We start from the raw sequence: 12,562 nt of genomic DNA, 5'->3' as shown, positions 1-12,562 counted from the left end.
TGGTAGCATAATTTCTAGTAGTTTCACGACTTTAGGTTACGAAATTTGATAGAAAATTTTTTATTCATTTTACCGTAAATTTATAAATCCTAAAAGCCTATGTTCATCAGCTTTCATACTTTTTCAACGAAAATTATACACTATATATTGTGTTGGTTTTTCTTATGAAACATTTTTACCCACTATATCTAGTTGCAGGATTTGTTCAATTCCATTATGATAATTAGTGAACAATCGTTTTAAAGGAGTGGAGCCCAATGATGAAAATCAGCAAAACCGTGGAGACGACACAACGTCATCCGCAATTAAGCAGTATGAAAATCGTAAAACGCGACGGCCGCCTCGTTGATTTTGATGACCAAAAAATTTATGATGCACTGGTAAAAGCCAAAACACAGGTCAGCGGCGAACTATCTCCGTTAGATCATGAACGAATTTTAGAAATCGTTGAACGCGTGGACCAAGAAATTGCCGAACGTTTCACAAACAATGTTAAAATCTATGAAATCCAAAATATCGTTGAACACACACTTTTAGAAAAAAACGAATATGCTTTGGCGGAACACTACATCAATTATCGAACTCGCCGCGACTTTTCCCGCAGTAAAGCGACAGATATTAATTTTACTATCGGTAAGCTAATCAACAAAGATCAGTCAGTAGTCAATGAAAACGCCAATAAGGACAGCGATGTCTTCAATACACAACGAGACCTGACTGCCGGGATCGTCGGGAAATCCATCGGGTTAAAGATGCTTCCTCCTCATGTGGCAAATGCCCACCAAAAAGGGGACATCCATTACCATGATCTGGATTACCATCCTTATACCCCAATGACCAATTGCTGTTTAATCGATTTTAAAGGCATGCTGAACAATGGGTTTAAAATCGGTAACGCCGAGGTGGAATCACCAAAATCTATTCAAACGGCAACTGCACAGATTTCTCAAATCATCGCAAATGTTGCTTCCAGTCAATACGGCGGCTGTTCCTGTGACCGTACCGATGAATTGTTGGCTCCTTTTGCTGAATTAAATTATCAAAAGCATTTGCAAGATGCCAAAGACTGGATTGAAGACACCTCTCGTCAAGAAGAATTTGCCAAAACAAAGACTCGCAAAGATATTTTTGATGCCATGCAAAGTTTAGAGTATGAAATCAATACCCTGTTTACCTCTAACGGACAAACACCCTTTACCTCCCTAGGTTTTGGGTTAGGAACTTCTTGGTTTGAACGGGAAATTCAAAAAGCAATTCTGCAAAATCGAATCAATGGATTAGGCAGCGAAAAACGGACTGCCATCTTTCCAAAATTGATTTTTTCAATGAAGCGGGGCGTCAATGCTAATCCAAACGATCCAAATTACGATATCAAGCAACTAGCTTTGGAATGTGCCACCAAACGGATGTATCCGGATATTTTGAATTACGAAAAGCTGATCGAACTGACCGGCAGCTTTAAAGTACCAATGGGGTGTCGTTCTTTCTTGCAAGGCTGGAAGGATGAAAACGGCGAAGAAATTAATGTAGGGCGAATGAATTTAGGCGTTGTCACTTTGAACCTGCCGCGAATTGCAATGGAAGCCCAAGGCGATCAAGACAAATTCTGGCAAATTCTGGAAGAACGTTTAGGTATTGTAAAAGATGCCTTGGTTTATCGTGTGGAGCGCTGTAAAGAAGCAGCACCGGCGAATGCCCCCATCCTATATATGTATGGTGCTTTTGGCAAACGTTTAGGTCGAAAAGATTCCGTCAACGAATTATTCAAAAATAAACGTGCCACGGTTTCTTTGGGCTATATCGGTCTTTACGAAGTGGCTTCTGCCTTCTTTGGCGGCGAATGGGAAAATAATCCTGAAGCAAAAGAATTCACTCTTTCAATTCTTAAAGAATTAAAAGCCCATGCAGATAACTGGGGAAATGAATATGGCTATCACTTCAGCGTATATTCCACCCCAAGTGAAAGCCTAACGGATCGTTTTTGCCGTTTGGATACAGAAAAATTTGGATTGGTTGAAAATATTACCGACAAAGAATATTACACAAATAGTTTTCATTATGATGTCCGTAAAAATCCAACTCCCTTTGAAAAACTTGATTTCGAAAAAGATTACACGAAATATTGTTCCGGCGGCTTTATTCATTATTGTGAATATCCTGTCTTGCAACAAAATCCGAAAGCATTGGAAGCAGTTTGGGATTATTCCTACGATCGCATCGGCTATCTTGGAACAAATACGCCAATCGATCATTGTTACGAATGCGGCTTCGAAGGAGATTTTACACCAACTGAACGAGGCTTTGAATGCCCACAATGCGGCAACCATGATCCCAAAACCTGTGATGTGGTCAAACGTACTTGCGGCTATCTAGGAAACCCCCAAGCCCGTCCTATGGTTCATGGTCGTCACAAAGAAATTTCCTCACGGGTCAAACACATGAAATAATCAATCAAGCAAAAAAAGGAAGTTTTTCATGAATAATCCGAAACCTAAAGAGTGGCAAGCAGCCGATTATAGTCAAAATTATGTGGCAGACTATAAGGCCTTTAATTTTGTTGACGGAGAAGGTGTTCGCAACAGTTTGTACGTCAGCGGCTGTTTGTTTGCCTGTGAAGGCTGTTTTAACAAAGCCGTGCAAAATTTCCGTTACGGTGTCCCTTTCTCCCAAGAATTGGAAGAGCGGATCATTACCGATCTAGGGCATGATTACGTACAGGGATTGACCTTGTTAGGGGGAGAACCCTTTTTAAATACTGCTGTCTGTTTACAAGTAGTCAAACGGGTGCGGAAAGAATTTGGTTCAACAAAAGATATTTGGAGCTGGTCAGGCTATACCTTTGAAGAATTACTGGCAGAGACCGACGACAAGTTGGAATTGCTAGGAGCCATCGATATCTTGGTAGACGGCCGTTTTGAACTGGCCAAACGGGATTTGAATCTTCAATTTCGCGGTAGCAGTAATCAACGGATTATTGACGTGCAAAAATCGTTAGCTGCCGGAAAAGCCATCATCTGGGATAAATGTACCGACGCTGAAAAAAGCTACGAGCAGGTCAAGCGTCGCAAGTTGATCTAACAAAAAAAAGTATCGTCAAACATGGATTTCTGATCCATTGTTTGGCGATACTTTATTCTTTTTCTCCCCAGAGAGGCAATCGGATATTTTCATAGGTTAAAGGATCAAGATTGGTGACGGTGATTCCTAAGAGACGAATTCCTTTTTCCAATCCAAGAATTTCTTCCCAAATCAAACTTGCTTGTGAAAAAATAGCTTCTTTTTTATTAACGTAGGTTGGCAGCGTTACACGCTTTGTAATCGTGGTGTAATCCGCATAGCGGACTTTTAAAACAACTGTCTTTCCATGTTTTTGAACCCGTTTAAGAGAAAACTCCACCTTCTCTGCTAACTGTCGCAATTGTGTCAAGACAGCTTCTTCAGTGGTCAACGGATTGCCATATGTGTGCTCTTTTCCTACAGATTTTCGTTCACGGGTGACATTGACAGTAGACTCATGAACCCCACGAACCTTTCGATACAGGGAATACCCCATTTTACCAAAATGCTGAATCAAGTCCATTTCACTGCGTTCATAAAGATCCGCTCCGGTAAAAATATTCAATTCGTGCATTTTAGGCACTGTCTTTTTTCCGACACCGTGAAATTTCTCGATGGGTAATGCTTGTAAAAATTCAAGGGCATCTTCTGGCATGACAGCAGTCAAGCCCCGAGGTTTTTTAAAATCTGACGCAAGTTTCGCTAGAAATTTATTGTAGCTGACACCTGCTGAACAGGTTAACTGAGTTTCCTGCCAAATATCTCGTTGGATCATGCGGGCGATTTTGATCGCAGAACGACTGTTGATTTTATTTTCTGTCACGTCCAGATACGCTTCATCAATCGACATCGGTTCGATTACATCAGTATAACGTTGAAAAATCTCTCGAATTTGTCGGGAAATCTCTCCATATTTCTCATGGTTTCCCGGTACAAAAACTGCCTGTGGACACAATTCATAGGCTTTTTGTGCGCTCATTGCAGAATGAATACCATACTGCCGTGCCAAATAATTAGCAGTTGTAACGACACCGCGACCACCGGTATCACTAGGATGACGCGCAATAACCAATGGGTGTTTGGCTAAGTCGGGGTTATCTCGTTCCTCAACAGATGCAAAAAAAGCATCCATATCGATATGAATAATTTTTCGCGACGTATCATTTTTTAACGGAAAGCGTAATTCAGCCATTTTTCCACCCCACTTCCTCTCTATTATACCCAAACGAACGTTCCCATACAATTTTTGCTTTTGATTTTTAATAAAAAGAAACGTTTATTCAAAAAAAAGAAGACTTCCGCCTTCTTCTCGTTACTCTTCAAGTTCATGGTATTCTTTGTACACCACTTGCTTTTTGACTTGATTTCGTTGTGCGACCTCTTTGATTGCCGCATTGGGTTTAGCACCTTCTGCTACTAAATTTTCGACCTGTTCTTTTAAGGAACGGGTTTCTGTAATCGTCACTTCAGATTGTCCATCATGACCGGCGACCAACAAGCAGCATTCCCCTTTAAGTTCATTTTCTCCTAAGTAAGCAGACAGTTCCTCCAGGCTTCCTCGCAAATATTCTTCATGAATTTTTGTCAGCTCCCGACAAATCACCGCTTGCCGATTTTTGCCAAAAACGGCTGCTATTTGCTGAATAGTTGCTGCAATTCGGTAAGGTGACTCATAAAAAATCAAGGTACTGGTTTGTTGCTTTAATTTTTCCAACGCTTCTACTTGTTCTTTTTTCTTGCGGGGTAAAAACCCATAAAATAAATTAGGTTGTGGAGATAATCCCGATGCAATCAGTGCCGTCAATCCCGCCGTCGGTCCCGGCAAAGAAACCACGGGAATCTCAGCTTCAACACAGGCAACCACCAACTCATGCCCCGGATCACTGATGGAAGGCATCCCGGCATCGCTCACCTGTGCGATGGAGGCACCCTGTGTTAATAATTGTAGTAATTGTGGAATACGTTCTTTATAGTTATGCTCGTGTAAACTTTTCTGAGGGGTTTCGATGGCAAAATGATTGAGCAATTTTTGCGTATTGCGTGTATCTTCACTGGCAATCCAGTCAACTTCTTTTAGCAGACGAACACTGCGAAAGGTCATATCCTCCAAATTACCGATTGGCGTAGGAATCAAATACAGTATTCCTGATCCTTGATCTTTAAAACTCCGCTGTTTTTTCATAAACAACTCCTCTCTGAAAAAAGGATTGATCGTCCTCAGACATCAATCCTCCACTCTTTTTATTTTCCGCTTTCTCGATAGATAACTTCCAAACAAAAGGCACAGGGTTCATCATGCTCCCGACGAGAACCGTAAAGATCATAACAAACATGAAAGCCTTCTTCATAGATTTTTTCTAAATTCATGCGGGATTTCGACAACTCTTGTTTGATTTTTTCTGCTGGTGCTTCGGCCACTTGATTCAGCTCGCGAACATGATCCCGCAGTTTTTGATTCTCTAACTCAAGGGTCGTATTTTTTTCAACAATTTCTTGCAGCGCCAGCTTCATTTCTCCTAACTGCTGCAAAGAATTTTCCAATTCCAGTTCAAGCTTGTTCAGCCCATCATACAAGGATCGCTTATCCATAGTCATCGTGAATCACCTGCTTTAACAAGTTCTAATTCTTCGTAGTCATATTCCACAGGCGTTTCCCGACCAATCAACCGTACTTTGACCACACGATTTAAAAGATTGAGTCCTACGACCTTCCCTTTGCCATCTGGAGTCACGATTTCTTTGCCGTAATCCGGCATTTCTTTTTTCGCTGCTTCATAAGATTCGTTTTCATATTTCAAACAGCACATCAACCGCCCGCAAAGACCGGAAATTTTCGTGGGATTTAAGGAAAGTCCTTGATCTTTTGCCATTTTGATTGAGACTGGAATAAAGTCGCCTAAAAAAGTTGAACAACATAACGGCCGCCCACAAGGACCGATGCCCCCTAAAACTTTGGCTTCATCCCTCACACCGATTTGTCGCAGCTCGATTCGGGTGCGAAACTCGCTGGCCAAGTCTTTGACCAATTCCCGAAAATCTACCCGTCCATCTGCTGTAAAATAAAAAATCATTTTACTGCGGTCAAAAGTATATTCAACTTGCACCAATTTCATTTCCAGATGATGGTCGCGAATTTTTCGTTTGCCGATTTGCAGCGCTCTTTGGGCATCCTCACGATTGTGTTCGGCTTTTTCAATATCTTTGGTGGTTGCTTTTGCCAAAATCGGTTTTAACTCATCCGGCAAATCAGCAGTGTTCATTTCTTTTTTAGGAACCGCAATCGTTGCCAGTTGTTTGGCTTGTTGAGATTCCACTAAAACTTTTTCATTATATGTGTAATCAGATTTTCCAGGAGAAAAATAATAGATATGACCCGCTTCTCGATAACGGACGCCTACCACTTCTACCATTTTCATCCTCCTTTCTTCTGGAACTCTTGATAAATGATCCGCAAAGCAAGCTGTTCCGCAACATTTTGGAAGGAAACGTTGGCTGTCAGTTTCTGTTCTGCCTGTAAAAGCAGCTCCAGCATCCTATTGATACTGACGGTCATTTGCGTTTCACGATCCCGCATCCGGCGAAAATAAAATAACAACATTTGCAAAATCATCGTCTGTTGCTCTTTTTCTTTTGCTAAGGGTAAAATACGCTTTTGGACATAAATAAATGCTTGTGGATCACGTTTTTCTAAATAAGAAAACCATTGTCCAACGGCATCCTTAGCACCATTAAACCATTCATCATGGTAGATTTCAACTGCTTTTTGATAACCATTCGTCAAACTAGCCAGAAGTTGTGCGGATTCTTTGCCGATCCCTTCTTCCTGCAGTTTTTCAATCAAATGATCCGGAGCCAAAGGCAGAAAATGGATCACTTGACAGCGAGATTGGATCGTGGGCAAAATTCTGCCCAACGCATCGGTTTCTAAAATTGCTAAAAAGCTGCCCGGCGGCTCTTCTAAAAATTTCAACAAACTATTGGCAGCGCTGGCATTCATTTTATCGGCAGCTTTGATAATAAAAATTTGACGACGGCTTTCAAAGCCGCTTTTTGAAAATTCCGTCTGCAATTGACGAATCTGGTCCACTTTAATCGTTTGTCCATCTGGTTGGATTACTTGAACATCGGGATGTTCCCCATTTGTGATCCGTTGGCAGTTGTTACACTGATTACAAGGCTCTTCTCCTTGTAAATCAGTACAAAATAAACGTTTAGCCAGCCATTGACTCATGGTTCCTTTGCCGGTTCCCTGATCGCCTTCAAAAAGATAAGCATGGGCCAGACGCCCATGCTTCACACTTTTCTTTAATTGCGAGAAAACAAGCGGCTGATATTCAGCTAAAAAAATGCGTTCTTCCATCATTTTCTCCTATTAATATTGATGAAACCCTTCGACTGGTAAAACAAATACCGTCGCTCCGCCGACTTCCACTTCCACGGGATAAGGAACTTGTCCATCCAATGAAATATCTAAGGACATCGGTGTAGAAACATATTGTTTCCGTGACTGACAGGTTTTCTTGATCAATTCAAGTGCTTCTTCGACACGATCGTCATCGATCCCGATAATAAATGTACTGTTGCCGGCTTTTAAAAATCCACCGGTGGAAGAAAGCTTTGTCGCACGAATATTCGCGTCGATAAATTCATTTGCTAAACGGTTGCTGTCCTTGTCTTGTACGATAGCCATAATTAGTTTCATCATTTTGTCCTCCTATAATTAGAAATATTCGGGGTAGGTCTCAGTAATTGCCATAAAACTTGCATCAACAACTTCCTGCAGGCTCATACGGGCATCAACTTTATGGATACGAACAGGATCTTCCTCCGCCAATTTCAAATAGGCATGACGAACACGTTGGTGAAATTCCAAGCTTTCGGTTTCTAAGCGATCTGCTTTTTCATAACGTGTGCGGGCAATCCGTTGCAGTCCGGTATCTGAGTCTACATCTAAGTATAACGTAAAATCCGGTTTTGTGCCTTCAATTGCAAAATTATTGATTTTTTCAATCTCAGGAATTCCAATTCGACGTCCAGCTCCTTGATACGCCAATGAACTATCAACAAAACGGTCACAAATGACGATCTTTCCTTCATTTAATGCGGGGATAATAACCTCCACTAAATGTTGACGGCGAGCAGCAGCATACAACAGTGCTTCTGTCCGTTCATCCATCTCTTCATTTGCAGGATCTAAAATAATTTTGCGGATCTTTTCTGAAATGCGTACACCACCCGGTTCTCTCGTTTTAACGATTGGTCTTTTCGCCAATAATTGCAACCGAGGATATAATTCGTTCAATACGCTGGTTTTTCCCGCGCCGTCTGGTCCTTCAATCGTGATAAACAATCCGTTCACTTTTTTCCTCCATACTATCCAGTTTCCCCTGGAAAATTACTGATTTTCTAAATTTCTCTGCGTCCTTCAACCGCTTTAAGCAAAGTAATTTCATCTGCATATTCGATATCACTACCGACAGACAATCCATGAGCCAGGCGTGTCACTTTGATACCCGCAGGTTTAATCAACCGCGATAGATACATCGCCGTTGCTTCTCCTTCGGTTGTGGCGTTGGTAGCAATGATTACTTCCTTCACCGTATCGTCATGCAGACGCTGGATCAAAGACGCAATATTAATATCGTCTGGACCAGTCCCTTCCATTGGGGACAAGACGCCATGCAACACATGATAAAGCCCATGGTATTCCCGCATTTTTTCCATCGCCATCACGTCTTTTGGTTCTTCAACAACTAAGATCGTGCTACGGTCGCGGGTGGTATCCTTGCAGATTTCACAGGGATCTTCTTCTGTGATGTTTCCGCAGATACTGCAAAAATGCAGATCCCGTTTGACACTTAATAATGACTTAGCGAATTCATTGACGACTTCATCTTTCATATCAATCGTATAAAAAGCTAATCGTGTCGCGGTTTTTTGACCGATTCCCGGTAATTTCATGTAACTGTCGATCAATTTTGCAATTGGTTCTGGATAATGCATTCGTTCTTACTCCTAACGAAAGGATTAAAATCCGGGCAGACCTTTCGTGTATTTACCCATTGTTTTTTCTGTTTCTTTTTCCACTTTAGCCAATCCGTCATTCACTGCCATAACAATTAAATCCTGCAGCATTTCTGGATCTTCTGGATCAATAACATCTGGAGTAACCATCAGTTCTTTCATTTTACGATCCCCAGTAAAGGTTGCTTTAACGTAGCCGTTCGTAGATTCACCAACGAACTCTTGCATATTTAATGCTTCCTGCGCTTTTCCCATTTCTTTTTGCATTTTTTGTACTTGCTTCATCATGCCTTGCATATTTCCCATGCCTCGCATCATTTTTCTTCACTCCTAATTAATCATTTTGTATTTGTGCGAAATCACCAAATAATTCCTTGGCCTTCACAACAATTTCTTCTGGTTCTGGTTCCTTTTTCTCCGTTGGTTCAATCGTACCACCAATTTCGGTCGTGTGGGAAACAAAATCTCTTCGCAAAACCGGCCAACTGTCTTCAGTAATATAGATTGGTTTTGGTGCATAATCAGGAATCATACGACTGATATTATTGTGAATCGCCAATTCCAGCTCCTGATCACTTGCTGCCTTTTGGCAAACAATCTCATAATCAAAAGCGATCACTAAGCTATTAGGTCCGGCTGCTTTCGGTTCGCTGGAGCGCAAAACTGCCCGTTGTGTCACAGACAAGCTCATCAGCAAATCTTCCCAAACATTTTTCACATTGATCAAATCAGCCTTCGTTGCTTCCCGCAAGACACCAAAGACTTGCTCTTTTGGTACTCGATAGGTCGTTGTTTTCCCCCGATGAGGTTTGTTATTTGCAGCAACGGGTTCTGCATTAGGGGTAGCAGACTGTCCTTGTTTCAATTGCCGGATTTCATTTTGCAATTGATTCAGTTGTTGCTTCAATTCTTGGAGCTCTGCGGAATCGGTTGGTGAATCTTCTCCACTTGTTGGAGCCGCTATTTTTTCTTGTGTTTCGCTATTTGCCAGCTTAACGGTTGCTACTTCCAGATAAATCGTTGGGCTGTTCGTAAAACGAACTTCATTTTGCGTTTCGTTTAAGACGTTGATCCAATGATAAATAACCGTTGCAGCAACTTCTTGCGCCAGTCTCGTAAAGGCTTCGGTCAAATGCCCTGATTTTTCCTCTAATAATTTAGGCGCTTTTTGATAAATCAGCAAATCCCGACAATAAACCAATAAATTTTCTAGTAAACGACGGGCTTCTTTGCCGGCTGCCAACATTTCTTGCAAATCTGTCAGCGCTTGGGTCACATCCTGCTCATAGCAGGCTTGAATAAAATGGTCCATCATTTCGTAAGTAAGACTGCCGGTGACCTCCATCGCATCCTTCAGTGTCACCTTTTCATCACTAAAAGAAATGGCTTGATCCAAAATACTCAGCGCATCCCGCATCCCGCCTTCTGCCGCTCGAGCGATCACATAAAGCGCTTCTTCTTCGTACTCGATTTGACTCGTTTGCAGCACATGAGCTAAATGAGCAGCGATATCTTGGGTATCGATTCGTTTAAAATCAAAGCGTTGCGTTCGGGAAATAATCGTTGCCGGAATTTTATGAGGTTCAGTCGTTGCCAAAATAAAGACGACATTTTTTCGCGGTTCTTCCAAAGTTTTCAATAAAGCATTAAAGGCTCCTGTCGAAAGCATATGGACTTCATCAATAATATAAACTTTATATTTCGCTTTTGTTGGGGCGTAATTGGCACGCTCTCGAATAAAACGAATTTCTTCCACGCCATTGTTGCTGGCAGCATCGATCTCAATAACATCTTCTTGCGTTCCCGTAGTAATGGAACGACACATGTCACATTCATTGCAGGGCTCCCCGTTTTGACTGTTGGGGCAATTGATGGCTTTGGCGAAAATTTTGGCAGCACTGGTTTTCCCGGTACCTCTTGGCCCTGTAAATAGGTAGGCATGTGAGATTTGATCTTGAAGGATCGCATTTTTTAACGTTTGGGTGATTGCTTTTTGACCGACGACATCGTCAAATCTTTGAGAACGCCAAACGCGGTAAAGTGCTTGATAGGCCATACTTTTTCTCCCCTTTTTCAAAAAATTCGCTAGTTACTATTATACGGAATTTTTAACTAAAAAACTAGGTTTCCTACGTTCTTTTAATAAATTCTCTGAAGCTTTTGCGTCATAAGTTTTAGAAATCAGCGCCTATGGTATAATGAATTAACACTTTGTAACTTTTTTAAAGGAGGAAGACAATCATGGGAATCATTAAAGCAGCGACAAGTATGGTGGGCGGCGGACTTGCCGATCAGTGGCTAGAGGTCATCGAACCAGAAGAGATGAGCGACACGACAGTAATGACAAAAGGTGTCAAAGTTCGGCAAGATGACAAACGAGGCTCAAACCGTAAAGGAACGACAGATGTTATCACAGACGGTTCAGTGATTCATGTTTATCCAAACATGATGATGTTGTTAGTCGACGGTGGGAAAATTATCGACTTTACTGCTGAAGAAGGCTATTATACGGTAAAAAATGATCTTGCACCTTCCATGTTCAATGGCTCTTTAAAAGATGCAATCAAAGAAACCTTCGATCGATTTAAATTCGGCGGCGTGACTCCGCAAAAGCAACAAGTTTTTTATATCAATTTGCAGGAAATCAAAGGAATCAAATTTGGTACCGCCTCACCGATCAACTATTTTGACAATTTTTACAACGCAGAACTTTTCTTGCGGGCTCATGGTTCCTATTCGATGAAAATCACCGACCCGATTTTATTTTATACCAATGCAATTCCTAAAAATAAAACGCAGGTGGAAATCGACGACATCAATGAACAATACCTTAATGAATTTTTGACCGCTTTACAGGCATCCATTAATCAAATGTCCGCTGACGGTCAGCGAATTTCTTATGTTCCGTCAAAAAGTATGGAACTAAGCAAATATATGGGAGATGTCTTAGACAGTAGCTGGACAGAGCTACGAGGAATGGAAATCGTTTCAGTGGCGGTGGCCAGCATTTCTTACACGGATGATTCTGTGAAATTAATCAACATGCGCAACCAAGGAGCCATGTTGGGAGATCCCGGCGTACGGGAAGGCTATGTACAAGGTTCCGTTGCCCGGGGAATGGAAGCTGCCGGTAAAAATGAAGGCGGCGCAACCACCGGATTTTTCGGAATGGGCATGGGTATGAACGCAGGTGGCGGCTTTTTAAATCAAGCTTCCCAAGCAAATAATGAACAAATCCAGCAATCCCAACAAGCGCAACAATCAGGAAACAAAGACACATGGACCTGTCCACAGTGTGGTACAGAAAATACAGGGAAATTCTGCAGTAATTGCGGGACACCGAAACCAGAAACCCAAGCTGCAGCAAATCTCAAAATGAAATGCAGCGAATGCGGAGAAATCATTGATCTTTCTAAAGGAATTCCTAAGTTCTGCCCAAATTGCGGCAAACCATTCAAAGGCGTGCCTTTGGACAGCTGAT

At 41.7% G+C, this 12,562-nt stretch carries 13 protein-coding genes; 3 read left to right on the top strand and 10 right to left on the bottom strand.

Features of this window, described 5'->3' with window-relative positions; all coding sequences use genetic code 11:
* Positions 1-257: 257 nt before the first annotated feature.
* Both nrdD and nrdG read left to right on the top strand, forming a co-directional pair.
* Positions 258-2,447, top strand: coding sequence for an anaerobic ribonucleoside-triphosphate reductase (gene nrdD, locus BN1875_RS10740; RefSeq protein WP_048604834.1), 2,190 nt, complete (start codon positions 258-260; stop codon positions 2,445-2,447).
* Positions 2,448-2,475: 28 nt separating this feature from the next.
* Positions 2,476-3,078: an anaerobic ribonucleoside-triphosphate reductase activating protein gene (nrdG, locus tag BN1875_RS10735; RefSeq protein ID WP_048604833.1), complete on the top strand. Its 603-nt coding sequence runs from the start codon at positions 2,476-2,478 to the stop codon at positions 3,076-3,078.
* 52 nt (positions 3,079-3,130) lie between these two features.
* Here the strand turns inward: nrdG and dinB are convergent, their stop codons facing one another.
* The 10 genes from dinB to dnaX form a co-directional block, all read right to left on the bottom strand.
* On the bottom strand, positions 3,131-4,249 hold the full coding sequence (gene dinB / locus BN1875_RS10730) for a DNA polymerase IV (RefSeq protein ID WP_048604832.1): 1,119 nt from the start codon (positions 4,247-4,249) through the stop codon (positions 3,131-3,133).
* Between the two features lie 120 nt (positions 4,250-4,369).
* Positions 4,370-5,239: a 16S rRNA (cytidine(1402)-2'-O)-methyltransferase gene (gene rsmI / locus BN1875_RS10725; RefSeq protein WP_048604831.1), complete on the bottom strand. Its 870-nt coding sequence runs from the start codon at positions 5,237-5,239 to the stop codon at positions 4,370-4,372.
* Positions 5,240-5,298: 59 nt separating this feature from the next.
* Positions 5,299-5,646 (bottom strand): DNA replication initiation control protein YabA, encoded by a 348-nt coding sequence (locus BN1875_RS10720; protein ID WP_171000788.1) that lies wholly within the window; start codon positions 5,644-5,646, stop codon positions 5,299-5,301.
* Positions 5,647-5,648: 2 nt separating this feature from the next.
* Positions 5,649-6,467, bottom strand: coding sequence for a PSP1 domain-containing protein (locus tag BN1875_RS10715; RefSeq protein WP_048604829.1), 819 nt, complete (start codon positions 6,465-6,467; stop codon positions 5,649-5,651).
* A gap of 2 nt (positions 6,468-6,469) precedes the next feature.
* Entirely contained in the window at positions 6,470-7,417 is a 948-nt protein-coding gene (gene holB, locus BN1875_RS10710) for a DNA polymerase III subunit delta' (RefSeq protein WP_048604828.1), read from the bottom strand.
* 12 nt (positions 7,418-7,429) lie between these two features.
* On the bottom strand, positions 7,430-7,759 hold the full coding sequence (locus BN1875_RS10705; RefSeq protein ID WP_048604827.1) for a cyclic-di-AMP receptor: 330 nt from the start codon (positions 7,757-7,759) through the stop codon (positions 7,430-7,432).
* Positions 7,760-7,777: 18 nt separating this feature from the next.
* Positions 7,778-8,416 carry a dTMP kinase gene (gene tmk, locus BN1875_RS10700; protein WP_048604826.1) on the bottom strand — a complete coding sequence of 213 codons (639 nt, stop codon included), beginning with the start codon at positions 8,414-8,416 and terminating at the stop codon, positions 7,778-7,780.
* Positions 8,417-8,463: 47 nt separating this feature from the next.
* On the bottom strand, positions 8,464-9,060 hold the full coding sequence (recR, locus tag BN1875_RS10695; RefSeq protein WP_048604825.1) for a recombination mediator RecR: 597 nt from the start codon (positions 9,058-9,060) through the stop codon (positions 8,464-8,466).
* Between the two features lie 24 nt (positions 9,061-9,084).
* Entirely contained in the window at positions 9,085-9,399 is a 315-nt protein-coding gene (locus BN1875_RS10690) for a YbaB/EbfC family nucleoid-associated protein (protein ID WP_048604824.1), read from the bottom strand.
* A 16-nt stretch (positions 9,400-9,415) separates the two neighbouring features.
* Positions 9,416-11,137 carry a DNA polymerase III subunit gamma/tau gene (gene dnaX / locus BN1875_RS10685; protein ID WP_048604823.1) on the bottom strand — a complete coding sequence of 574 codons (1,722 nt, stop codon included), beginning with the start codon at positions 11,135-11,137 and terminating at the stop codon, positions 9,416-9,418.
* A gap of 185 nt (positions 11,138-11,322) precedes the next feature.
* Between dnaX and BN1875_RS10680 the strand changes: the two genes are divergently transcribed.
* Entirely contained in the window at positions 11,323-12,561 is a 1,239-nt protein-coding gene (locus BN1875_RS10680) for a DUF7130 family rubredoxin-like protein (RefSeq protein ID WP_048604822.1), read from the top strand.
* Position 12,562: the final 1 nt, after the last annotated feature.

It is taken from the genome of Enterococcus massiliensis, assembly GCF_001050095.1.
Taxonomy (GTDB): domain Bacteria; phylum Bacillota; class Bacilli; order Lactobacillales; family Enterococcaceae; genus Enterococcus_C; species Enterococcus_C songbeiensis.
The sequence above is the reverse complement of the archived record's forward strand: the minus strand, read 5'-3'. Positions and strand labels throughout refer to the sequence as shown.